This is a genomic window from Bradyrhizobium sp. BWC-3-1, from assembly GCF_032917965.1.
Lineage (GTDB): Bacteria > Pseudomonadota > Alphaproteobacteria > Rhizobiales > Xanthobacteraceae > Bradyrhizobium > Bradyrhizobium canariense_D.
The window spans coordinates 1354092-1376840 of the sequence record NZ_CP136625.1 but is presented as its reverse complement, the minus strand read 5'-3'; the positions used below and the strand labels follow the sequence as shown (position 1 = coordinate 1376840).

Genomic DNA, 22749 nt, shown 5'->3' with positions numbered 1-22749 from the left:
CCTCGGATTTGGCGAGTCTTTTAGCGGTTCCGGTCCCGGCCGTCCGCATGATTCTTTCATCACACGCTCTTCTGGAACCGGCCCGACAGTTCGCCAAAACCCTCGATCAGGGCCTCGGTGCCGTCGACTTCGCCTATCCGAGCCTTGACGTCGCGCAGCCACGCCATGTTGGCCTCGCTGGGATCTTCCCCCAAGGCCAGCTCGGCGTCTTTCAGCTCTCTAAGTAGTGAATGGTACTGCCGATGCAAGGCGACCAGCTGATGCCAGGTGGAGAGAACGTCGTCCCGTGCGGCGCCCTCGCGGGCGCCCCACACCGCCGCGGTCGTGATGCCGCCCTCAACCCTTTGAAGGGCCTGAGAAAATCCACCCTTCTCGAGGTCGCTGCGCATCTTCTCGGCGAGCTCGCCGGGGTCCGGCGAATGGTGATGGTCGTTGGCGAAGGCGGCGATGATGCCGGCCCGGAGCTTATGGACCTCGGGATGGGCCAGCTCCAGGGCCGCGACTTCCTCGAGATGATCGTGGAGGAGCCAGGGGTGGTTGATCAGGATTTGCAGGATCAGGGCCTCCCGGCGGGAGATGGCGCTGCGTTGGCCGCGCATGATCGGGCTTGCCGCCAGCTGCGCGCTCGCCGCCTGATAGGGCCCGGAGGGCAGCTGGATCGGGCCGGGCGGGCCGCGGCGGCCACCAAATCCCTGACCGCCGAATCGATTCGCGCCTCCCCCACCGCGGGGCTGGAACTGGCGACCGCCGGGCCCGGGGCGGAAATTGCCACGGCCGGCGCCAAAGCCGCCGCGCCCGCCTTCGGGGGCAAAGGCACGCTGGAGCCGCTCGGCAAGATCCTGCCGATAATAGCGCCGCACCACCTCGTCGCGGATGCCGTTGGAGAGCTCCTTGATGCGCGCCTCCAGCGCGGCGCGGCGCTCGGGAGTGGCGAAATTGCCGCCTTCGAGCTCGCGCGACCAGATCATCTCGGCGAGCGGACGCGCCGCCGCGATCACCTCCTCGATCGCGCCGCGACCGCCGGAGCGCACGAGGTCGTCGGGGTCCTGCCCTTCCGGCAGCAGGGCGAAGCGCAGACTCTTGCCGGGCGCGAGGAAGGGTAAGGCGAGATCCGCGGCACGATAAGCGGCTTTCTGGCCGGCGCGGTCGCCGTCGAAGCAGAGGATCGGCTCGTCCGCCATTTTCCAGAGCAGCGCGAGCTGGTTTTCAGTGAGCGCGGTGCCGAGTGGCGCCACGCTGCCGGCAAAGCCCGCGGTGACCATGGCGATGACGTCGACATAGCCTTCGACCACGATGAGGGGGCTGCCGTCATGGGTGGCTTTGCGCGCGGTCTGGTGGTTGTACAGATTGTCGCCCTTGTGGAAGAGCGGCGTCTCCGGCGAGTTCAGGTACTTGGCCGGAACGTCCTTCTCCAGCGCGCGCCCGCCGAAGGCGATGACGCGGCCGCGCAGATCCGTGATCGGAAACATCACGCGATCGCGGAAGCGATCATAGGGCACCGGGATGTCGTTGCCGGCCACCAGCATGCCGGTTTCGACCATGTCGTCGACGGAGACGCCGAGCTTGCCGAGATGCTCTTTCAGCGCAAAGCGATCAGGTGGCGCATAGCCCAGCCGAAACTGCAATTGCGTCGCCGGCGAGATCGCGCGGTCGGCGAGATAGCCCCGCGCCTTGGCGCCGACGCGAGAGGCCAGCGTCTCGGCAAAGAACTTGGCGGCGAGATCCATGACGTCATGCAGCGAGCGGCGCCGCTGCTCCTGACGCGCCGCATCCGGCGTCACCGCTGGCAGCGGCAGGCCCGCCATATTGGCGAGCCGCTCCACGGCCTCCGCGAACGGCAGGCCGTCGGTCTCCATCATGAAGCTGATGATGTCGCCGTGCTTGCCGGAGGAGAAGTCGTGGTAAAAGCCCTTCTGGTCGTTGACGTAGAAGGACGGCGTCTTTTCCTGCTGGAACGGCGACAGCCCCTTCCACTCTCGCCCCGCCTTCTTCAGTTTGACGCGCTTGCCCACGACTTCGGAGACCGAAAGCCGGGCCCGAAGCTCGTCGAGGAATTGGGGCGTGAAGCGCATCAGGTTGATTTCTGGGGTGAGTCGGGCGTTTTGCCAACGAATAGGCATATAAGGATGCCCCCGGGAAATACGATGCACTTAGGGCTTCTCCCGGCTATTCACAGGTCGAAGATTCGACGGAAAGCTTGAACCCGCCCCGGTTCCACGCTTCCATGGGGGCCATGTTCAGGACCTTCCGAGGCGGCCAGAGCGGGGGTTGGCGCATCACCTCGATTTCGCCGGTGACGGGCGAGCCCCTCGCCTTCATGCCAACGCTGTCGGTCACCGACAGCGAGGCCATCGCGTTGCCGCTGGTGCCCTCGCGCAATGCCTGGCGCCTGGTCGGTGTCGCGAGCAGCTTGCGCTACACCGAGCGCCCGGAGAAGCAGCAGCTCACTGCCGTGCAGGCCGGCCTCGGCCGGCTGGAAGCAACCAGTGCGGCGCTGATCCCGATCCGCAAGTCGCAGGCCTGGTGGGATCTGACCCAGGAAGAGCGCCGCAGGATCTTCGAGGACAAGTCGCATCACATCGCGAATAGCCTGCGCTTCCTGCCTGCGATTGCGCGGCAGCTCTATCATTGCCGCGACCTCGGCGGGCCCTTCGACTTCCTGACCTGGTTCGAATTCGCGCCTGCGCACGCCTCGCTGTTCGAGGAGCTGGTCGCAATGCTCAGGCGAACCGAGGAGTGGAGCTATGTCGAGCGCGAGGTCGACGTGCGCGCAGTGAAGGAAGTGCTGTCGGGCTAGAGCCCAAGAAAGCGGCCGGATTCGATGCGCGGCAGATCGGTGACGGGCCAGTTGTAGATGTAAGTCCAGGCCGGTGCCGTCACCCCGTCTGCACCTGTCACGTCGACCAGCTGGCGCAGATATTCGGTCGGCTCCGGAAAGCCCTCGCCGCAGGCCTCGTACATGTCGAGCTCGCGCAAGAGTTCGTCGGGCACGCGCAGGTGAAAGAGTTCGCCGTGGACGCGGTCGGACGGCACATCGGAGAGCAGCAGCCCCGGATAATGCTTCACCAGAACGAGCCGGCCGCGGCAGGTCGCTTCACCCAGAAAATCCGCGTGGCCCGCAAGCAACCGCGCCATCGGATGGTCGAAGCCGCGCATCAGCGTGCCGTAGACGAAGAGACGATTGGAGGTCATGGCCTTCTATAACCATCAATCGGCAGCGTGCAAATCGCAGCGGATCTACAAAACCTCCGCCTCGAGTGTCTCGCCGCTGCATTGCTCGTCCGACACCACCCTGATGGTCACGTCCATGGCGTCGAACGCGCCGGCAGGGCCGATATAGACGCCGTGCAGCGGGATTGCCTGGCGCGGATCGCGGGCGACCGCGACGCGGATGAGGTCGCGGGTGCCGACGATGCCGTTGGTCGGATCGAACTCGATCCAGCCCGCGCTGGGCAGGTAGACCTGGACCCAGGCATGCGTCGAACCGCCGCCGACATGGCGCTGCTCGATATCCTCCGGCAGGAAGATGTAGCCGGAGACGAATCGTGCGGCGATGCCGAGATGGCGCAGCGCCTCGATCATGAACAGCGCGTAATCGCGGCAGGTCCCGCTACCGGACTGCAAGGTGTCGAGCGGATGCTGCGTGCCCAGCTCGTGGCGCTTGCGGTATTTAAACCGCTCGCGGATGCCGTGGGTCATGCCGCTCAGGATCTTGAAGGTCGGCGTCGGCGCGTCCTCGTCGAGAAAGCCGCGCGCCCATTCCGCGATCTCGCCATCGGGATCGGTATATTGCGGCGTGATGTAGTGGACGAGGTCGGGAAACTCCTCATCGTCATACGCGAAAGGATAGAAATAGGCCGAGTCGTCCGGCGTCAGCGCGAACTCCTCGACCGGATTGTGCTCGACGGTGACGTGCCAGTCGAAGATCAGCGCGTCCGCGCGCTCGTCGAAATTCGCGATCGCGACGGAATTGCCGAACACGTCGTGGATCCAGTGCAGCGACATCGGCTCGGGCGATATCTCGAGCCTGGAGTCGAGCACGCGCAGATCATGCCCGTCGCGCGGCCGCAGCATGATCCTGTGTTCGCCGAACGCCACGGGGCGGGTGTAGCGATATTCGGTCTTGTGATGAATCGTCAGCAACGGCATCGTCAGGCAATCATGGTGATGTCGGGCGGACCAATCTATAGCAATCCCGCCCGATTCTTCGGGGTGACTGCTGTTTCATTAGGCAATCAGGATGGCTTTAGACACAATCGGGGCGACCAATCAACTCCTCAGCGAGGGTGACGTCCCCCCGGTGCACGAGGTGAATGCGCAAGGGACATCGCCTTTTTTGCTCACCTCGGACCACTACGGACGGGTCCTGCCGGCTGCGCTTGGCGATCTTGGCGTCGCCGAGAACGAGCTGACGCGGCATATCGCCTGGGACATCGGCATTGGGGGTGTCGCCGACCGGCTGGCAGAGATGCTGGGCGCACATCTGATCGCCCAGCGCTATTCGCGGCTGGTGATCGACTGCAACCGCCCGCCCGCCGCCGTGAGCTCGATTCCCCTGATTTCCGAAGCAACCGCGATCCCGCGCAACGAGGGAATTTCGGAGCAGGAGCGCAAAGCGCGCCGCCGCGAGATTTTCGAGCCCTATCACCGGCATATCCATGCCGCGATCGACCGCCGCGTGCACGACAAGCGGCCGACGGTGCTGGTGTCGCTGCACAGCTTCACGCCCGTTTATGCCGGCGTCGCGCGTCCCTGGCACATCGGCGCGCTCTACAATCGCGACACCGTGCTGCCGCAGCTGCTGCTCAGGCATCTCCGCAGCGAGGGCGATCTCGTCGTGGGCGACAACGAGCCCTATGCGGTGAACGACCTCACCGACTACACCATCCCCGTGCACGGCGAAGCTCGCGGCCTCGCCAATACCGGCATCGAGATCCGCCAGGATCTGATCGCCGACCAGTCTGGCCAGCAACAATGGGCCGAGCGGCTGGCGCGGATTTTTGCAGAGATCGAGGTTGAGCTGCGGGCGGAAAGGCTGGTCGATTAGCCCGACGGCGGTTATTTCGCCCTGGTCAGCGCCAGCCAGATGCCGCCGCCGATCATGAAGCCGCCGGAGATGCGCGACATCATGCGGGTGCGGCGAGCCGAGAAGAACTTCCGGGCCCGCCCCGCGGCGATGGCGTAGAGCGCGTCCGTCATCACCGCAGTGACCATGAAGGTGGCTCCCAGCAGCGCGACCTGCGGGAAGTGGTCGCGGTTCATGTCCATGAACTGCGGGATGAAGGCGCCGAAGAACACCAGCACCTTCGGGTTCGACAGCAGCACCAGGAAACCTTGCAGGAAGAATCCGCCGCGCGGCGGCGCCGGCGGCTCATCCACATTGACGCCCTCGACCGGCGCCCAGATCAGCTTGATGCCGAGCCAGACCAGATAGGCGGCGCCGGCAAAGCGCACCCAGTCGAACCAATACCCCATGGTCGCCATCAGCGAGGTCAGTCCGACCGCGACGATGCCGATGACGATGGCGAGGCCGGCCTGCGCACCGGCCACATTGGTCAGCGCCGCGCGCGTGCCGTGGCGCAGCCCGTTGGCGATGACGAGGGTGACGATCGGCCCCGGCAACAGCGCGAGCGCGATGCAGGCGGCAAGGAAGGCGAGATAGGCTTGCAGAGACATCATGGGGAGGACTCGCTGGGAGCGGTTTGCGGCATTAATGCATGGCGAGGGCGGGAACGGAAGTCACGACCTTGCCCTTGACATGCAACCATTTGGTTGCCTATTATCGCCGCCATGGATGAGGTCTTCAAAGCGCTCGCCGATGCGTCACGACGGTCGCTGCTCGACAGACTTCACGCCAGGAACGGCCAGACGCTGAACGAACTCTGCGAAGGCCTCGCGATGACGCGCCAGGCCGTGACCAAGCACCTTGCCATTCTGGAAGAGGCCAATCTGGTCACGACCATCAGGCACGGCCGCGAGAAGCTGCACTATCTCAATCCGGTTCCGATCCATCAGATCGGCGAACGCTGGATCAAGAAATTCGAGCGCGGCAAGCTCGCCGCACTCGGCGAGTTGAAACGCCAGTTGGAGAAGCGCGATGAGTAAGCCGCAATTCGTCTATGTCACCTACATCGAGACAACGCCAACGAGGCTGTGGGAGGCGCTGACATCGAGCGAGTTCACCAAGCAATACTGGTTCGGCGCCGAGGTCAAGTCCGACTGGAAAATCGGCTCCCCTTTCGCGCTGCTGCTGGACGGCGAGACCACCGATTCCGGCGAGATCCTCGAAGCCGATCCGCCGCGGCGGCTGTCTTACAGCTTCAAGCACCAAAAATACGAGGAGCTGCGCGGTGAGCCGATCTCGCGGGTGGTCTTTACCATCGAACCGTTCGGCTCGCTCGTGCGTTTGACGGTGCTGCATGACGGCTTCGTCGAAGGCGGCAAATATTTCGGCGCCGTTTCCAACGGGTGGCCGGCGATCCTGTCCGGGCTCAAGAGCCTGCTGGAAAGCGGCAAGGTGCTGGCCATTCCGCACGCAGCCCTCAACAAGGGATTCGATGCAAAATGAACCTCGATCAGTTCAAACCGCTCACCGTCTACACGATTTACATCGCCGCGACGCCGGACCAGGTGTGGGAGGCGCTGACCTCCGCCGAGTTCAGCCGCAAATACTTTTCCGGCTTTGCGGTCGAGATGGAGCCAAGACTCGGCGGCAAATTCGTCGTGCGCGCGCCTGATGGCTCGGAACACATTTCGGGCGATGTGTTCGAATACGCTCCGCCGAACAAGCTGACGGTGACGTGGAACGTCAACTGGCCCGACCTCGTCGCGAAGCTCGGCACGACGCTTGTCACTTACGCGATTGAACAAGCCGGCGAGGCCGTCCGCCTCACCATGAGCGAACGCCACGACCGCCCGCTCAGCGACGACATCCTTTCCGGCGGCCGCACCGGCTGGCCCGCAATCCTGTCGGGGCTGAAGAGCCTGCTGGAAACGGGCAAGGCGCCGCAGATCAAGATGGCGCCGCCGGCGCAGATGCTGGAAGCGTTGAAGGCGATGGGTATCAAGACGCCGTAGCGGGCGAACTCCGTGTCGTCATCGCTTCTTCTTCACCGGAGGCGGATTGATTTCGTCGATCTTGCGACTGCAATCCGCTTCCGAGTCGTGCGGGCCCGAGACAAAGGTTCCGCTGACCTTGATCGCGTACCAGCCCGACTCGACGCCGAGCCGGAGCGCTTCTTCTGTCTTGACGTGCCGTGGCGAGAGAGCTTGCATCGGTTGAGTTTGCATCGGGTGCTTTCGGTTGGCGTTCGATCTCATGATCGATCGCGGTGAAACCTTCAGGTGTCCGCGGCACGCGCCTGCCGCGTCCAACTCACCGCTGGAGTGGGCAATATGCGCGACGACCGCTGTTACGACGTCGCTACGAGTCGGCTCCGCCGGTGCGAGGGAATGAGGCGCTTCACGTCGCGCGAATAGTCGTGGCGCTGCATAGGCGCAGAAACGACAGATCTTTCGACATTCCCGCACCGTGCGCGCAAGCGCCGCAATTAGCTATCATTTTCTCGCCCGTGCCGCACTTTTGAGGCGCCAATTGCCGCCCGCGACCGAATAAGCCGTCAAAGCCTTGTGATCGGCCGCTTCGTAGCCATGTTACGAGCTTAGCCAAGGGAAAATCGTATGAAGCTCCGCGTCGGGTTTGAGATGCTGTACGAATTCCCGCAGCCCACGCCTATGATCATGGTGCTGGGCACGCACTTCACCCGCGCCTCCGATGTCATCGTGCCCGACCTGCTGACCACCAGACCCTCGGTGCCGATCACTCCCTATCGCGACCTCTTCGGCAATTGGTGCAGCCGCATCGTGGCGCCGGCTGGCGCCTTTCGCCTTGCCGGCGACGGCGTCGTGAGCGACAGCGGCCTGCCCGATCCAGTGTTCCCGAACGCGGCTCAGCACGCCGTCGAGGCGCTGCCGACCGACACGCTCGTCTATCTGCTCGGCAGTCGCTACTGCGAGACCGATCGCCTGTCGGATATCGCATGGAAGTTGTTCGAGCACACGCCGCCCGGCTGGGCGCGGGTCCAGGCCATCTGCGATTTCGTTCATCGTCACATCGCCTTCGGCTATGAGCACGCGCGCGCGACCAAGACGGCGCGGGAAGCCTACGACGAAGGCAAGGGCGTGTGCCGCGACTATGCTCATCTTGCCATCGCGTTCTGCCGCTGCATGAACATCCCGGCGCGTTACTGCACCGGTTATCTCAGCGACATCGGCACGCCGAAGCCCTGGGCCGTGGGAGATTTCGCCGGCTGGTTTGAGGCTTATCTCGGCGGAAGCTGGCACATGTTCGATCCGCGCAACAACACGCCGCGGATCGGTCGCGTGTTGATCGCACAAGGACGCGATGCCGCGGACGTCCCGATCACCCAAACCTTCGGTCCGAATACCCTTGTCAATTTCAAGGTATGGACCGACGAGGTTGCCTGATGACAGACAGCAGCGTTGCACTCAGCGCCGATGGATTTGCGTCCTTGGCCGAGATCGGCAAGGGCAAGGCGCAAGGCGAAATCCCGCAAGCGCACGGCGAGCGCCTGACCAACCTCGGTTATGCAATCAGGCGCCTCGGCGAACTCGAACTGACCTCATCCGGCGAACGCCGGCTGGCAACCGGCGAATAGCTCGCTGCCGTTGCGTCCGGCTTCCCGCTACGCCACCGGCACCACGATCCGCCGATAAAGATGCCAGGTCGCGTGCCCGAGCACCGGCAGCGTCACCACCAGCCCCAGAAAATACGGCAGCGCCGAGACGATCAGGACTATCACGATCACCGCGGCCCAGCCAATCATCGGCAGCGGGCTGGCCACGACCGCGCGCACGCTTGTCACCATCGCCGTGACGAAATCGACCTCGCGGTCGAGCAGCAGCGGAAACGACACGACCGTCAGCGAAAACAGGATCAGCGACAGCACCGCGGCGACCGCGTTGCCGATGCCGAGGAACAGCAGGCCCTCGTTCGTGGTCAGCACCACCGTCATGAACTCCTGCAGGCTCGAGAACGAGGCATGCAGGCCAAGCAGCAGCGCGATCAGAAGCCGCACCTGATACATCCAGACCACGAACACGAACAGCGTGACGAAGGCCATCCAGCCGATCTCGCTGCGCGCGCGCACAGCCGACCAGATCGCGCCGAGCGAGACGGGCTCGCCGCGCTCGCGACGGCGGCTGACTTCATAGAGCCCGATCGCCACGAATGGCCCGAGCAGCGCGAAGCCGGCGGCCAGCGGATAGACCAGATAGACCATGCCGAACGCAGTGAAGCACAGCATGATGGCGATGCCGCCGGCGGCGTAGAGCGTACCGAAGCAGAGGCCGTAAAGCGGCAGCGCCTGGAAATCCCGCAGGCCTTCGACGAGCGCCTCGGCGATGTCGGTCGCCGCGACGGGACGCACCACCGGGTCGACCTTGCCCGAAATGGACATCAGCTTCCTCTTCGTTGGCCGGCGCGATCTCCGTCGCACGCGGACCTCGATCTTAGCGTCCCCGCGGCCGGTGCGCACGCGCGAGTTGATGGCCGGACGATGGTATCTCGAAGCCGCCGGCACAGACCCGGGAGAACCACCGCGCCGACGGCGGCGCTCCCTTCGGGAAGCTCATCCGCGCTGCCCGCGGCTCCAAATCTTTCCCCGTGGGGGACTTTTTCGACCCGATGCCTATGGACTGAGCGGCGGGTGGTGCCGCAAATTGGGTCTTTGAACGAGCGCGCGATGACCCGAATGGACCGTCCGACCGATGAGCTTGCGTACCCGGCTACTGATACTCGTCATCGCGGCCATGCTGGTGCCGGCGAGCCTCGTCGGGCTGCGTTTCGTGCAGAACCGGAGCAGTGAAGTCAACGCCGCCCTGGCCAATCTGGCGGCCTCGGCCGACGACATTGCGAGCGATCTGGGTGGGAAGATTCAGGGCACCGCTCAGCTTCACTATGGTCTGGCCCGCGCGCGCGACCTCGACACGCGCGACAAGGCGGCGTGCTCGGCGTTTCTGTCGGACGTGCGCGAGGAATATCCTCAGTTCACGGGAATCCTGACCATCGATCCGGACGGCAGCCTGTTCTGCGACTCGCTACGGACCAACCGCACCCTCGATCTGAGGGATCGCGCCTATTTCAAGCAGGCCCTGGTCTCGCGCAACGTCGTGGTTGAGCCGGTATTCGGCCGGCTGACCGGAATATCGGTGCTCCAGATCGCATATCCGGTGCGATCGGAGGCGGGCGCGCTGAAGCTGGTGCTGCTTGCCTCGTTCAACCTGCGCAAATTCGCCGAGTATCACCACAAGCGGCTGCTCGCCGAGAAGGATATTCTGCTCATTGACGGCAAGGGCACCGTTCTCGTCGCTCCCTCGGGAGCCGGCTGGACCGCGCCCGTGGGCGCGTCGATCGCGGGATCCGACCTGCTCGGCTTCGCGACGGCTCCCGATCAAAAGGCATTTCAGGAAGTGACCGATCGCGACGGCCGCACGCAGGTCTGGGCCGTCGCCCACTCACCTTCGATCCGTGATGCCGGCCTCTACATCCTGGTCGGACGGTCCAAGGACGGATTGGTCGCGGCGGCGAATCGCCGGCTCTATGAGGATATGGCGATCCTCGCGGTGGCCTTGCTGCTGCTGCTGGCCGGCGTATGGATCCTCGCGACCGTGAGCGTCGGGCGCCAGGTCGGGCGGCTCGCCAACATGGCGAAGAGACTCGGGCTCGGCGATCTCAGCGCGCGAATTCCTCCTCCCCATCCGCGCGGCGAGCTGGGCGGACTGATGACTCTGCTCAACGGCACCGCCGAGTCGCTTGAGCAGCAACGGGCGGCCATCGCGGACCTCAACCAGAAGCTCAGCCAATCCCAGAAGATGGAGGCCATGGGTCAGCTCACCGGCGGTGTGGCGCATGACTTCAACAATCTCCTCACCGTCATTCTCGGCAATTCGGAGCACCTTGCCGACAGGCTGGCGGGGAACAAGGAGTTGCACCGGATCGCCGGCGACATCGCGACAGCTGCCGAACGCGGCTCCGACCTGACGCGGAGCCTGCTCGCCTTCGCGCGCAAGCAGCCCCTGAGGCCGCGAGACATCGACATCGGCGAAAAGATTAAGGAGGTGGAGCACTTGTTGCGCCGCCCCTTGGGCGAGCACATCGAATGCACCTTCGCGCTCGCACCGGACCTGTGGTTGATCAGCGTCGATCCCGGCCAGCTCACGACTGCGCTGCTCAATCTCGTGCTCAACGCGCGCGATGTCATGCAGTTGGGCGGCAGGCTGACCATCGAGGCGCGCAACGTCTCGCTCGGTGAATCCGACTTGGACATCAATGGCGAACGGCGACCAGGCGACTATGTCATGGTGGCCGTGATCGACACCGGCAGCGGCATGACCGCCGAGGTGGCGAGCCGGGCGTTCGAGCCGTTTTTCACCACCAAGGAGGTCGGCAAGGGAACCGGGCTCGGCCTGAGCATGGTCTACGGTTTTGTGCGGCAGTCCGGCGGGCTGGTGCAGATGCAGTCCGCACCGAGACAAGGCAGCACCGTCAGGCTGTTCTTTCCCCGCCTGGCAACACCGCCAAACGAGGACGCCTCACCCGCCGAAGGGATCGTCACGCGCGAAGGAAGCGAGACCATTCTCGTCGTCGAAGACAACGACATGGTTCGGACTTATGTCGAAAGCGAGCTGAAGACGCTCGGCTATCGCGTCATCACGGCCGCGAGCGGCCCGGCGGCGCTCGACTTGTTGCGCCAGTCCGGGGATATCGACCTGCTGTTCACCGACGTCGTGATGCCCGGCGGCATGTTCGGGCCGGAGCTTGCCCGGCAAGCAATCCAGCTGCGACCCGGGCTCAAGGTGCTCTTCACCTCCGGCTACAGCCAAAATCCGGTCTCGGCGCCCGACGCAATCGGCGATGCCCGCATCCTGACCAAGCCGTTCCGGCGGCGAGACCTCGCCGCCATGCTGCGATCTGCGCTGTCGACGCCGTCGCGGTAGTCAGGAGCGCGACGCGAGGAGAAGCGCCGCACCCAGATTGGCCACGAACAAGGCCGCGTCGATGACGAAGATCCTGAGCATCGGGCCTTTCAACACGGGCCAATAAGCGACCCCGACGCGTCCTCCGCGCAGCAGGACCGGAAGGTTGTAGGCGAACTGGCTGAAATGGCAGGCGGCAAAGAACAGGAACAGCACCAGCTGCGCTTCGACCGGCTGGAAGAAGACCGGACGGGCTGCCAGAAAGTAGAGCGACAGAAGGCCGATTGGCAGATTGATGCCGCCAAGGAATGCCACGCTGGCCGACAATGTCGGCGCGATCGGATTGGTGCGCTCTTCCCGCGGCAGGAGAATCTTCAGTGTATTGGCTTGCGCAATGCTGAACTGGATGAAGGCGCCGCCGAACCAGAGCGCGTTGAGGAGCAGCACGATATCCGAAAGACGCATGGCGGAGCCCTCCCACGGCTCGTTGGCCAGGAAAGTGGCAAAGCCCACTCCTCATGTCAACCATATTGACTTCAGGAATCGTCAGTTGGTGTCGGCGATCGCCTCCATCACGCCCATCCACGCAGCCGCACCTGTCGCTCCGACGCGATCGAACGCCTCGCGCAGCACCTTGCGCTCGTGGTCCGATGCGCGCTGCTCGATGCGCTGCCCCGCGGCCGTCAGGCGCAGCAGCTTCGAGCGATGCTGCTCGGGCGAGCGTTTTGAGGTCAGGAGCTTGCGCTCAAGCAACAAATTGAGCGGCCGGTTCAGGGCCTGCTTGGAAATGCCGAGGATCTCGATCAGCGAGCCGATCGCGATATCGGGCCGGCGCGCCACCACGTAGAGGATGCGATGGTGCGGGCGCGACAGTCCTTGCTTGGCGAGATATGCGTCGGCTTCGAGTGTCATCCCGCGCCAGCCGTAATACATGAGCTCCAGCGCCGCATCGAGTTCGCTCAGCTTCGCAAGTGAAGCGCGGTGAAGCCCCGCGGCTTGAGACGTCTTTGCCATTGCAGGAAGCTAACCCCTCGTCCGCAGCTCGCGCCGCAGCACCTTTCCGGTGGCGGTCATTGGAAGTGTCTCCGCGAACTCCACGAACCGTGGGTATTCGTGGGCGGCGAGTTGCACCTTGACGAACTCCTGGATCTCGCGCGCGAGTGCGTCGCTGGCGGCAAAGCCCGGGCGCAGCACGATCCAGGCCTTGATCGATTCAGTGCGGATCGGATCGGGAATGCCGACCACCGCCGCCATCGCCACCGCCGGGTGCTTCATCAGCGTGTGCTCGATCTCGGACGGGCCGACACGATAGCCGGCGGTGGTGATGACGTCGTCCTCGCGGCTGACGTACCAGAAGTAACCGTCCTCGTCCTGCACCCCGAGATCGCCGGTGAGCAGGAACTCGCCGGCATATTTCTTCGACGTTGCCTCCGGATTGCGCCAGTATTCGAGCATCGTGCAAGGACAGGGTTGGCGCACCCCGATGATGCCGCGCTGGCCACGTGGCTGCTCCTCGCCTCTGTCATTGACGATGCGGACGTCGAAACCCGGCGTCGCCTTGCCCATCGAACCGGGGCGGATCGGAAACAGATTCGCGTTGCTGCCGATCACGAGATTGCATTCGGTCTGGCCAAACACCTCGTGCGCGTCGACGCCGAAGGTCTCGCGCACCCAGCCGAGCAGCTCGCCGCCGAGGGACTCGCCGCCGGTAAAGATGCTGCGCAGCTTGACGCCGGAATGCGTCACGCCGGCCTGCCGCATCAGCTTCAGCGCGGTCGGCGGCAGGAACACATTACGCACGCCGAGATCGGCCATCATCTGCATCGCCGCTTGCGGCTCGAACTTTCGCGCGCGGTGACCGACCAGGGGAATGCCGTGGTACCAGAACGCGAACAGGCCGTTGATGAGGCCGCCGATCCAGGCCCAGTCCGCCGGCGTCCACATCAGATCGCCGGGGCGCGGCAGGAAGTTGTGGCACATCTCGACATTGGGGAGATGTCCGAGCACGACGCGGTGGGCGTGCAGCGCGCCCTTCGGATTGCCCGTCGTGCCCGAGGTGTAGATGATCAGCGCGGGATCGTCAGCAGACGTGTCCACGAGCCTGAAGTCGGGCGATGCAGCCTTGACCGAATTCCAGAACGATGTCGTACCCGCCGGCGTTCGTTCGCCAACGATGTAGACCTTCTTCAGCTCCGGCAGACGGTCGCGAATCTTCGAAAGCTTCTCCCAGCCACCCTCGTCGGTGACGATCGCCCTGGCTTGCGAGTTCGACAGGCGGAATTCCAGCGCGTCTTCGCCGAACAATGCGAACAGCGGAATGGAGATCATCGCCGATCGGAACGCCGCCATGTGCGCGATCGGCAGCTCCAGCGACTGCGACAGGAACACCGCGACGCGGTCGCCGCGGGCAAGACCATCTGCCTTCAGCACATTGGCGAAGCGGCGCGACATCCCCGCGACTTCGTCAAAGGATGTGCGCGTGGTGGCGCCGTTCTCGTCGAGATAGACCAGCGCCAGCCGGCCGGTGCCGTCGGCGTGGCGATCGCAGCAGGCCTCCGCCAGGTTGAAGCGCGCCGGGATCTCCCAGCGGAAATTGCCGTAGAGCTCGTCATAGGTGCTGGCTTCGGTGAGCATGGTCGTTTCCCGGCAGCGTCGTCTGACCGGACTTGTCCCGGCCATCCACGTTCTTGTTTGACCTGAGTTTAAGGGCGCGGATGCCCGGGACAAGTCCGGGCCTGACGGAGAATGCGTCTCAGCGCACCGTCCGGAAGAACTTTCTGACCTCGCCGACATACAGCTCCGGCTGCTCGAATGCGGCGAAATGGCCGCCCTTCTCCATCTCGCTCCAATGCGTGATGTTGCGGAAGTTCGGCTCCATCCAGCGCCGCACCGGCGTGATGATCTCCCTGGGAAAGACAGCCACGCCCGTCGGCACCTTGACGACCGGCGTGGTCCGGCGCTTGCCGAAGCTTTCCCAATAGAGCCGCGCCGACGAGGTCGCGGTCTCCGTCGCCCAGTAGAGCATGACGTTGTCGAGCAGCTCGTCCTTGGTGAAGATGTTCTCGGGATGACCGTTGCAATCGGTCCAGGCCCAGAATTTTTCCAGAATCCAGGCCGCCTGCCCGCTCGGCGAATCCGTCAAGCCGTAGCCGAGTGTCTGCGGCCGCGTCGATTGCTGCTTCGAATAGCCGGAGTCGAGGTCGACGTAATGCTTGAGGCCGGCGAGCGCGCGCTTCTCTTCCGGCGTCGGTTCGCCCTCGACTTTCGGCGCGGCGTTGAAGGCGAGCGTGACGTGAATGCCGGCGCAATGCTCGGCGTCCTGCATGCCAAGCGAGGTCGTCACTGCCGAGCCCCAGTCGCCGCCCTGCGCGCCGTATCTGGTATAGCCGAGCCGGTCCATCAGCTGGGCCCAGGTCGCGGCGATACGATCGACGCCCCAGCCGGTGGTCTTGGGTTTGCCGGAAAAGCCAAAGCCCGGCAGCGACGGGCAGACAACGTGGAAGGCATCGGCAGGATTGCCGCCATGCGCGACAGGATCGACCAAGGGCGCGATCACCTTCTGGAATTCGACGATCGAGCCGGGCCAGCCATGGGTGATGATCAGCGGCAGTGCCGACGGCTCCTTCGAGCGCACATACAGGAAGTGGATGTCGAGCCCGTCGATCTCGGTGGTGAACTGCTCGAAGCAGTTGAGTTTTGCTTCGCGCGCGCGCCAGTCGTAGCCATCAGCCCAATAGGTGCAGATTTCCTGGATCCATGCCAGCGGCGCGCCCTGGCTCCAATCATCGACCAGCTCCGCCTCCGGCCAGCGCGTGCGGGCGAGGCGCGACTTGAGGTCGGTGAGGACGTCGTCGCTGATGGCGATGCGGAACGGCTTGATGGCGGTCATGGGAGAGGCCCTGCTCATCGGAGGTTCTCGTCATGGCCGGGCTCGTCCCGGCCATCCACGTTCTTTCTCTCCATTTTGAAGAACGTGGATGCCCGGCACAAGGCCGGGCATGACCAGGATGATAGTCTGTCAGCTCCTGGCAAACCTTCGGCGCGGCCGCTTAGCCCGTCAGAGCAGCCTTCACCAAACCAGAGGCCTTGCCGAAATCCATCTGGCCGGCGTACTTGGTCTTCAACACGGCGATCACCTTGCCCATGTCCTTCATGCCGGCGGCGCCGGTCTCGGCGATCGCGTCCGAGATCACCTTCTTGACGTCGTCATCCGACATCTGCTTCGGCAAGTACGCGGAGATCACCGCGATCTCGTCGCGCTCCTGCGCGGCGAGTTCGGCACGGCCGCCCTTCTCGTAGAGCTCAACCGATTCCTGGCGCTGCTTGATCATCTTCTGAAACACGCCGAGCAGGTCCGCGTCCGAGAGCGGCGGCTTGCCGTTGCCGCGCGCCTCGATGTCGGCGTTCTTGATGGTCGAGTTGACCATGCGCAGCGTGGACAGCTTGCGCTCTTCCTTGGCCTTCATGGCCTCCTTGACCGCATTGTTGATGTCGTCGCGCAGCATGATCGTGATCCCCTAGAATATCCGACGCCTGATCTAGGCCGTTCGCAGCCCGGAGACAACCGGGGTTCCCAGCCATTCGACCAGCGCCCGCACCGTCGCCGCAGGCTGCTCCGGTTGCGGCAGGTGTCCGCAATTCTCCAGAACGACGAGCCTTGCGCCGGCAATGCCCTCCGCCATCTCCTTCGAGAATGCGTTGGGAATCGTGTTGTCCTGATCGCCCGTCAGCACCAATGTCGGGCATTTGATCGTCGCAAGCGTCGGCCGTGAATCCATCCGCGCGATGATCGCGGTCTGCTGCCGCAGATAGCCTTCGACGCCGACGTCATCGCCCTGCTCGTGTACGAGCTGGCGAATGCCTGCATCGTTGCGGCGCGACGGATGCACCAGTTCGGGAAACATCTCCTCGCGCGCGGCACGCAGCTCCCCGCGCCGGGCCAGCTCCATCAGGCCGCGGCGGCGTGCGGTCGCCTCCTCCGTGTCGGGCCGCGCCTGAGTGTTGATCAGCGCGAGCCTGGCCACCCGCTCGGGCGCCTGGCGCATGATCTCGAGGGCGATGTAGCCGCCCATGGAATGGCCGGCGAGCGCGAAGCGCGGCGGCGCCTCGCTCAGCACCCGCCGGGCGATCGCCGCCATGCTGTCATCGCGAATATGGTTGGCGACCATCACCGGGCCGAACTGCCACAGCGACGGGATCACCGGTGCATAGATCCGGGCCGAGGAGGCTAATCCCGGAACCAGCAGAATCGGCGTCGTCTGGTCCATTATTGCCTCCCGAGCCCCGGAATTTGCCGGAAATTATGCTGCGGAGCTTAGGGGCCCAAGCCGACCTGTCAAATATGCAAAAACGCATGTGAATCGGCGCATCTCCGCTTTGACGGCAGCGCCCGCGGGGACTATGAACCGGGCTCATGACACAACATGATAACGATCACGCTTGGCCGGACCACAAACCGACCGCGCTGTTGGTGCTTGCCGACGGCACGGTGCTCGAAGGCTTTGGCCTCGGCGCCGAAGGCCAAGCCGTCGGCGAGGTCTGCTTCAACACCGCGATGACCGGCTATGAGGAGATCCTCACCGATCCCTCCTATGCCGGCCAGCTCATCACCTTCACGTTCCCGCATATCGGCAATGTCGGCACCAACGACGACGACATCGAGACGGTGAACATGGCCGCCACGCCCGGCGCGCGCGGCGTGATCCTGCGCACCGCGATCACCGATCCCTCGAACTACCGCGCCACCAAGCACCTCGACCAGTGGCTGAAGGCGCGCGGCATCATCGGCCTTTCTGGCATCGACACCCGCGCGCTGACCGCGCTGATCCGCAACAAGGGCATGCCCAACGCCGTGATCGCGCACGCCAGGGACGGCGAGTTCGACCTGCACGGCTTGAAGGAAGAAGCGCGCGAATGGCCCGGCCTCGAGGGCATGGACCTGGTGCCAATGGTCACCTCAGGCCAGCGCTTCACCTGGGACGAGACGCCCTGGCTCTGGGACAAGGGCTTTGGCCGCCAGGACAAGCCTGAGTTCAACGTGGTCGCCATCGATTACGGCATCAAGCGCAACATTCTGCGCCTGCTCGCCGGCGTCGGCTGCAAGGTAACGGTGGTGCCGGCAACGACGTCGTCCGAGGATATCCTGGCGATGAAGCCGGATGGCGTGTTCCTGTCGAACGGTCCCGGCGATCCGGCCGCGACCGGCAAATATGCCGTGCCCGTGATCCAGGACGTGATCAAGTCGGGCACGCCGACATTCGGAATTTGCCTTGGCCATCAGATGCTCGGCCTCGCCGTCGGCGCCAAGACCAAGAAGATGCACCAGGGCCATCACGGCGCCAATCATCCCGTGAAGGACGAGACCACCGGCAAGGTCGAGATCACCTCGATGAACCACGGCTTTGCCGTCGACGAGAGCACCCTGCCGACGGGCGCGACGCAGACCCACATCTCGCTGTTCGACGGCTCCAATTGCGGCATCCAGCTCGACGGCAAGCCGGTGTTCTCGGTGCAGTACCACCCCGAGGCCTCACCGGGTCCGCGCGACTCGCACTATCTGTTCCAGCGCTTTGCCGATCTGATGCGGCAGAACAAGAGCGTGTAGGGCGCGCGCTCTCCTGCAACTGCTTTGACGACATCGAGCCCGGGCCTTCGCCCGGGCTCTTGTCGTTCCGGGCGCAGCGCAGCGCGAACCCGGAATGACAGCGGAACGAGGAACGCCGCTTAACTCCCTTCGTTGATCACTGCTACGCTCACGCAGGAGCCTCTTATGTCTGTCGTCCGCGACAATGCCGAGCCGCTCGCCATCGTATTTGAGGATGACGGGCTCGTGCCGAACAATATCCTCCCCTTCCTGGTCTACCAGGCCGCGGTGAAGCTTGATTCCAGACAGCCGGAAGAGACGATCGAACGCTTGTTCGAAGCGAACGGTTGGGGCGGCACGTGGCGCAATGGGGTCTTCGACTATCTGCATTATCACGCGACGGTGCACGAGGTGCTCGGCGTTGCGCGTGGCAGCGCGCGCGTCCGCTTCGGCGGCGACCACGGCCAGGAGCTGGAGATCAAGGCCGGCGACGTCGCGATCCTGCCCGCCGGCACAGGTCACCAACGCATCAAGGCCAGCGCGGATTTCTGCGTGATCGGCGCCTATCCGCCGGGCGCGAAGATGGAGGTCACCCGCGCAACACCGGAGAACCACGCCAAGGCGCTGAAGACGATTCCAAACGTCGCGCGGCCGCCGGCCGATCCGGTGACGGGCAAGAACGGGGCGTTGATGCCGTTGTGGCGGTAGCTACAAAGACGGTGCAGTAGGGTGGGCAAAGCGAAGCCTGCCCACCAAACAGTTTGAACTGCGGAGAGATAGTGGGCACGGCGCGCGAAGAGCGCGCCTTTGGCCACCCTCCGACAGCGTGCCCCTACGCCTCGTTCGCGCCTTCCTGTCTTGTGGCTTCGAACAGGAACCAGGTGCGGCGCTCGGTCTCGTCGATGAAGTTCTCGAGGATGCTGGCGCTGGCGACGTCGCCGGCGTCGTCGCAGACCTCGTGCGCCTTGCGCATTGCGGCGGCGACATGCTTGTTGTCCTGCATCAGCTCACGCAGCATCTCGCGCGGCGGGACATAGTCTTCGTTGTTGTCCTTGATGGTCTGGAGCTTGGCGATCTGCCCGATCGATTTCAGCGTGGTGCCGCCGATCTTGCGGACGCGCTCGGCGAGCTGGTCGGTGGTGGCGAAGATCTGGTCGGACTGCTCGTCGAGCAGCAGATGATAGTCGCGGAAATGCCGGCCGCTGATGTGCCAGTGGAAATTCTTGGTCTTCAGATACAGCGCGAACGCGTCGGCCAGAAGCACGTTCAGTGCCTCCGAAACCTTGTTGACCGCCTGGGACGACAGATCGGTGGGCGTGTCGAGGTCGGGCGAGACCTTTTGTGGAGCTTTGCTCACGGGAAACCTTCCTGTTAGGACGCAGACATTGACGGCGCGCCGCCGCACCCCTAACGCAGGCGGGCAGCGCCGGTTCCTGCAGCGGAACCGTTTGGCCGGGGCCCTCGACGACCATGGACGATTGGATCGATTATTACGACTCGACGCACACGATCTATGTCAGCAAGCTGCATCGCGACTTGCACTTCCAGATCATCGCGCGGGACATCATCGGCTACATCTCTTCGCCCGAGGCGACCGTGCTCGACTATGCCTGCGGCGAGTCGCTGTCGGCGAGCCAGGTCGCGGCGGCCTGCGGCAAGCTAATCCTCGCCGAGCCCGCGCCGGGCGTGCGCGGCCGGTTGATCGCGCGGTTTGCCCCGAACACGAAAATCCGCGTCCGCTCGCTCGACGACGTCCGCAAGATGCAGGAGCAGTCGATCGATCTCGTCGTGATGAACTCGGTCGCGCAATACATGACGCCGGACGAGCTCGACGCCGCGCTCCTCAACTTCTCCCGTATCCTGAAGCCCTCGGGCAAGCTCGTGCTGGGCGATATCCTCCAGCCCAATGTCGGCATGTTCAGGGACGTCACAGCGCTGCTCAGCTTCGGCCTGCGTCACGGCTTTTTGAAAGATGCGCTGATCGGGCTGATCAGCACCGCACTGTCGGATTACCGCCAGCTGCGCACGCGGATCGGGCTACAGCGCTACAGCGAGGAGGAGATCACCGCCAAGCTCAAGGCAGCCGGCTTCGCGGTCCAGCGCGCTCACCGCAATATCGGCCACAATAGCTGGCGCATGACGTTCGTCGCGCGGCCGCCGCTGGTCCGTTGAGCTTGGTGGATCCGTTAAGCATAACGTCTGCCTGAGGTGGCTTGTCGCACCCCGATCGGTAATGATCGCCGCGGCCCGGTGGCGGAAGTGTCTACGCGAGGGCGATGCATCGCTCTTTATCCTGGTTCAAATCCAGGCCGGGTCTCCACGCTTCGCCCCTCACGGGGCTACGCGTGGCGCAGCCACGCAAGACCCGCAGGGGCGAAGCGTGTCCGGCGTAGCTGGAGCGAAGCGCAAGCGTAGAGGGACTGGCCGCCCAATCCTCAATCAGCCTCAACCACTTCACATTCCGACACAAGCCGCAGCCGGTCTGCATCCTTTGCCGCAGAGATGATGACGGCATCGAGCAGGCCCGGAAAGCGTGCGTCCAGATCCTCACGGCGCAGGCGCACGAATCGGTTGGTGCCGGCGACGCGGGTCTGCATCAGGCCGCATTCGCGCAGCTTGGCGAAGTGATAGGCAAGATTCGACTTGCCGCTGAGCCCGTTGAAATCCCCACAGCACAGCTCGCCGCTGACACGTTCCTGCTGCGCGAGCTGGTACACGATCGCCAATCTGATCGGATCGCTGAGGCAATCCAAAACCATCGGCAGCTCGATCTGCTCGCGGGTGGGGTGGGGTGGGGTGCGGCTCATGGTCCGAAGATCATAGCGAAATGGCCCTAGATGTTCAATAGTTCTTGAACCAATTGACTCCTGACGTGGTCCCATCAATAGTTCAATAAACGTTGAACATAGGGATTTCTCGGATGAGCGTATTCTGGTTGGCCTTGGTAGCCTTTGCGATCGGCACGGAAGGCTTTGTCATTGCTGGGCTTTTGCCGTCGATCGCCACGGACCTGGCGATTTCCGTCCCCGCCGCCGGACAGTTGGTGACGGCCTACGCCCTCACCTATGCGGTCGGCTCGCCGATCCTGGCGGTCACACTGAACAATATCGACCGCCGCACCGTGCTGGCCTTGGCGCTATCGACCTTCATCGCCGGAAACCTCGCGGCGATGGTGGCGTCGAATTACGCCCTGCTGCTGGCCTCGCGCATGCTGATGGCGCTGGGCTCAGGGCTGTGCATGCCGACCGCGCTGGCCGTATCCGTGGCCGTCGCCGCGCCGGAGCGACGCGGCCGCGCGGTGGCGCTGGTTACCTCGGGCCTCACGGTTGCGACCGTCATCGGCGTTCCCCTCGGCAATCTCGTCGGCAGCCTGCTCGGCTGGCGCGCGACCTTTGCCATGGTCGCCCTAATCGGTGCCGTTGCGCTCGCCGGCCTCCTGCTCGGTCTGCCCCGCGGCCTGCCACGCAACACGGCCTCGCTCAGCGATCGGCTGGCAGTGGCGCGTCACCGCAATGTCCTGACGGCGCTTCTGATCACGATTTTATGGGCGCTCGGTGGCTTCACCGTCTTCACCTATTTCGCGGTCCCGCTGCGCGGCCTTGGATTCGATGCGTCGCAGATCAGCCTGGCGCTGCTGGTGTTCGGCGGCGCCGCCGCGATCGGGAATATGCTCGGTGGCGTCCTGGCCGACCGGCTCGGCACGCTCGCCACAGCAGGTCTCGGACTTGCCGGCATGGCCAGCGCGCTGATCCTGCATTCGCTGGTCCTGAAGCTGATGCCGGGACAGACGCATTACGGGGTGCTGGGTGCGATCTTCCTCTGGGGCATCTCGGGATGGGCGTTCTACCCGGCCCAGGTTGCCAGCATCATCCGGATCGAGCCGCACGCCTCGATGATCGCGCTCTCACTCAACGCCTCGGCCATGTATCTCGGCTTTGCGATCGGCGGAGCCTTGGGCGGCGCCGTGCTTGCGGCGTGGAGCCCCGCCGATCTCGGCTGGGTCGGCGGATTGAGCGTTTCGGCCGCTCTTCTGGTCCATCTCGCCCGCGGTTGGCAGGCCCGGCCAAAACCGATCAAAATTGCCGGTTGATGGGCGTTTTTCGGGGTTTCGCCGCCCCGAAAACTGGTCTAAGACCCACCCCGCGCGCGAGGGGGGACCACCGCGCTCT

Annotated in this window: 26 protein-coding genes; 12 read left to right on the top strand and 14 right to left on the bottom strand. The window is 64.4% G+C overall.

The features are described from left to right. Nucleotides 1–59 precede the first annotated feature (59 nt). Nucleotides 60–2072, bottom strand: coding sequence for a DNA primase (gene dnaG / locus RX329_RS06740; RefSeq protein ID WP_018453614.1), 2013 nt, complete (start codon nucleotides 2070–2072; stop codon nucleotides 60–62). Between the two features lie 161 nt (nucleotides 2073–2233). On the opposite strand from dnaG, the gene RX329_RS06735 reads away from it, so the two are divergent. Further along, nucleotides 2234–2797: a chlorite dismutase family protein gene (locus tag RX329_RS06735; protein WP_085360595.1), complete on the top strand. Its 564-nt coding sequence runs from the start codon at nucleotides 2234–2236 to the stop codon at nucleotides 2795–2797. Here the strand turns inward: RX329_RS06735 and RX329_RS06730 are convergent. Together RX329_RS06730 and RX329_RS06725 are read right to left on the bottom strand one after the other, a co-directional pair. After that, on the bottom strand, nucleotides 2794–3192 hold the full coding sequence (locus tag RX329_RS06730; protein ID WP_018453612.1) for a gamma-glutamylcyclotransferase: 399 nt from the start codon (nucleotides 3190–3192) through the stop codon (nucleotides 2794–2796). The two genes, RX329_RS06735 and RX329_RS06730, sit on opposite strands and share 4 nt — an antisense overlap. A 45-nt stretch (nucleotides 3193–3237) precedes the next feature. Then, nucleotides 3238–4149, bottom strand: a complete 912-nt coding sequence (locus tag RX329_RS06725) for a transglutaminase N-terminal domain-containing protein (RefSeq protein WP_018453611.1) — start codon at nucleotides 4147–4149, stop codon at nucleotides 3238–3240. 91 nt (nucleotides 4150–4240) lie between these two features. Here RX329_RS06725 and RX329_RS06720 point away from each other — a divergent pair, with 91 nt between their 5' ends. Further along, nucleotides 4241–5047: an N-formylglutamate amidohydrolase gene (locus RX329_RS06720; RefSeq protein ID WP_085360521.1), complete on the top strand. Its 807-nt coding sequence runs from the start codon at nucleotides 4241–4243 to the stop codon at nucleotides 5045–5047. Between the two features lie 11 nt (nucleotides 5048–5058). On the opposite strand, the gene RX329_RS06715 is transcribed toward RX329_RS06720, so the two are convergent. Further along, nucleotides 5059–5679 (bottom strand): LysE family translocator, encoded by a 621-nt coding sequence (locus tag RX329_RS06715; RefSeq protein WP_085384410.1) that lies wholly within the window; start codon nucleotides 5677–5679, stop codon nucleotides 5059–5061. A gap of 111 nt (nucleotides 5680–5790) precedes the next feature. Here RX329_RS06715 and RX329_RS06710 point away from each other — a divergent pair, with 111 nt between their 5' ends. Genes RX329_RS06710 through RX329_RS06700 form a run of 3 tightly spaced genes read left to right on the top strand, consistent with a single transcriptional unit; the run spans nucleotide 5791 to nucleotide 7077 of the window. After that, on the top strand, nucleotides 5791–6105 hold the full coding sequence (locus tag RX329_RS06710; protein ID WP_007614659.1) for an ArsR/SmtB family transcription factor: 315 nt from the start codon (nucleotides 5791–5793) through the stop codon (nucleotides 6103–6105). After that, nucleotides 6098–6568 (top strand): SRPBCC family protein, encoded by a 471-nt coding sequence (locus RX329_RS06705; RefSeq protein ID WP_085360523.1) that lies wholly within the window; start codon nucleotides 6098–6100, stop codon nucleotides 6566–6568. Before RX329_RS06710 ends, RX329_RS06705 begins: the two co-directional genes overlap by 8 nt. Continuing rightward, nucleotides 6565–7077 (top strand): SRPBCC family protein, encoded by a 513-nt coding sequence (locus RX329_RS06700; protein WP_085360525.1) that lies wholly within the window; start codon nucleotides 6565–6567, stop codon nucleotides 7075–7077. Before RX329_RS06705 ends, RX329_RS06700 begins: the two co-directional genes overlap by 4 nt. Nucleotides 7078–7095: 18 nt before the next feature. On the opposite strand, the gene RX329_RS06695 is transcribed toward RX329_RS06700, so the two are convergent. Further along, complete coding sequence (locus tag RX329_RS06695) at nucleotides 7096–7320, bottom strand: hypothetical protein (protein WP_007614662.1); 225 nt, start codon at nucleotides 7318–7320, stop codon at nucleotides 7096–7098. Between the two features lie 360 nt (nucleotides 7321–7680). On the opposite strand from RX329_RS06695, the gene RX329_RS06690 reads away from it, so the two are divergent. Together RX329_RS06690 and RX329_RS06685 are read left to right on the top strand one after the other, a co-directional pair. After that, nucleotides 7681–8487 (top strand): transglutaminase-like domain-containing protein, encoded by an 807-nt coding sequence (locus RX329_RS06690; protein WP_018453605.1) that lies wholly within the window; start codon nucleotides 7681–7683, stop codon nucleotides 8485–8487. Beyond that, on the top strand, nucleotides 8487–8678 hold the full coding sequence (locus RX329_RS06685) for a hypothetical protein (RefSeq protein WP_317245555.1): 192 nt from the start codon (nucleotides 8487–8489) through the stop codon (nucleotides 8676–8678). Before RX329_RS06690 ends, RX329_RS06685 begins: the two co-directional genes overlap by 1 nt. Before the next feature lie 27 nt (nucleotides 8679–8705). On the opposite strand, the gene RX329_RS06680 is transcribed toward RX329_RS06685, so the two are convergent. Next, entirely contained in the window at nucleotides 8706–9479 is a 774-nt protein-coding gene (locus RX329_RS06680; protein WP_085384411.1) for a DUF2189 domain-containing protein, read from the bottom strand. 310 nt (nucleotides 9480–9789) lie between these two features. On the opposite strand from RX329_RS06680, the gene RX329_RS06675 reads away from it, so the two are divergent. Then, nucleotides 9790–12018: an ATP-binding protein gene (locus RX329_RS06675; protein WP_085360527.1), complete on the top strand. Its 2229-nt coding sequence runs from the start codon at nucleotides 9790–9792 to the stop codon at nucleotides 12016–12018. Here RX329_RS06675 and RX329_RS06670 read toward each other — a convergent pair whose 3' ends face one another. The 6 genes from RX329_RS06670 to RX329_RS06645 all read right to left on the bottom strand — a co-directional run bounded on the left by RX329_RS06670 (nucleotide 12019) and on the right by RX329_RS06645 (nucleotide 17264). Then, nucleotides 12019–12462 carry a hypothetical protein gene (locus tag RX329_RS06670; RefSeq protein WP_085360599.1) on the bottom strand — a complete coding sequence of 148 codons (444 nt, stop codon included), beginning with the start codon at nucleotides 12460–12462 and terminating at the stop codon, nucleotides 12019–12021. It lies immediately after the preceding gene. An 81-nt stretch (nucleotides 12463–12543) separates the two neighbouring features. After that, nucleotides 12544–13011 (bottom strand): MarR family winged helix-turn-helix transcriptional regulator, encoded by a 468-nt coding sequence (locus tag RX329_RS06665; protein WP_018453600.1) that lies wholly within the window; start codon nucleotides 13009–13011, stop codon nucleotides 12544–12546. 9 nt (nucleotides 13012–13020) lie between these two features. Further along, nucleotides 13021–14631: an acyl-CoA synthetase gene (locus RX329_RS06660; RefSeq protein ID WP_094183291.1), complete on the bottom strand. Its 1611-nt coding sequence runs from the start codon at nucleotides 14629–14631 to the stop codon at nucleotides 13021–13023. Nucleotides 14632–14749: 118 nt separating this feature from the next. Continuing rightward, a complete protein-coding gene (locus RX329_RS06655; RefSeq protein WP_085360531.1) occupies nucleotides 14750–15886 on the bottom strand; it encodes an epoxide hydrolase family protein in 1137 nt (378 codons plus the stop codon). 160 nt (nucleotides 15887–16046) lie between these two features. Then, complete coding sequence (locus tag RX329_RS06650) at nucleotides 16047–16502, bottom strand: GatB/YqeY domain-containing protein (protein ID WP_018453597.1); 456 nt, start codon at nucleotides 16500–16502, stop codon at nucleotides 16047–16049. Nucleotides 16503–16535: 33 nt separating this feature from the next. Then, nucleotides 16536–17264: an alpha/beta fold hydrolase gene (locus RX329_RS06645; protein WP_085360533.1), complete on the bottom strand. Its 729-nt coding sequence runs from the start codon at nucleotides 17262–17264 to the stop codon at nucleotides 16536–16538. 146 nt (nucleotides 17265–17410) lie between these two features. On the opposite strand from RX329_RS06645, the gene carA reads away from it, so the two are divergent. Further along, a complete protein-coding gene (gene carA / locus RX329_RS06640; RefSeq protein ID WP_026232561.1) occupies nucleotides 17411–18601 on the top strand; it encodes a glutamine-hydrolyzing carbamoyl-phosphate synthase small subunit in 1191 nt (396 codons plus the stop codon). Nucleotides 18602–18766: 165 nt separating this feature from the next. Next, entirely contained in the window at nucleotides 18767–19288 is a 522-nt protein-coding gene (locus RX329_RS06635) for a hypothetical protein (protein WP_085360535.1), read from the top strand. A gap of 124 nt (nucleotides 19289–19412) precedes the next feature. Here RX329_RS06635 and RX329_RS06630 read toward each other — a convergent pair whose 3' ends face one another. Continuing rightward, entirely contained in the window at nucleotides 19413–19937 is a 525-nt protein-coding gene (locus tag RX329_RS06630) for a Dps family protein (RefSeq protein ID WP_007596666.1), read from the bottom strand. 113 nt (nucleotides 19938–20050) lie between these two features. Between RX329_RS06630 and RX329_RS06625 the strand changes: the two genes are divergently transcribed. Further along, on the top strand, nucleotides 20051–20752 hold the full coding sequence (locus RX329_RS06625; RefSeq protein WP_317245554.1) for a class I SAM-dependent methyltransferase: 702 nt from the start codon (nucleotides 20051–20053) through the stop codon (nucleotides 20750–20752). Between the two features lie 263 nt (nucleotides 20753–21015). On the opposite strand, the gene RX329_RS06620 is transcribed toward RX329_RS06625, so the two are convergent. Continuing rightward, the gene (locus RX329_RS06620) at nucleotides 21016–21387 is read right to left on the bottom strand and encodes an ArsR/SmtB family transcription factor (protein ID WP_018453591.1); all 372 of its coding nucleotides are present in this window, start codon (nucleotides 21385–21387) and stop codon (nucleotides 21016–21018) included. A 113-nt stretch (nucleotides 21388–21500) separates the two neighbouring features. Here RX329_RS06620 and RX329_RS06615 point away from each other — a divergent pair, with 113 nt between their 5' ends. After that, on the top strand, nucleotides 21501–22670 hold the full coding sequence (locus tag RX329_RS06615; protein ID WP_085394710.1) for an MFS transporter: 1170 nt from the start codon (nucleotides 21501–21503) through the stop codon (nucleotides 22668–22670). Nucleotides 22671–22749 lie beyond the last annotated feature (79 nt).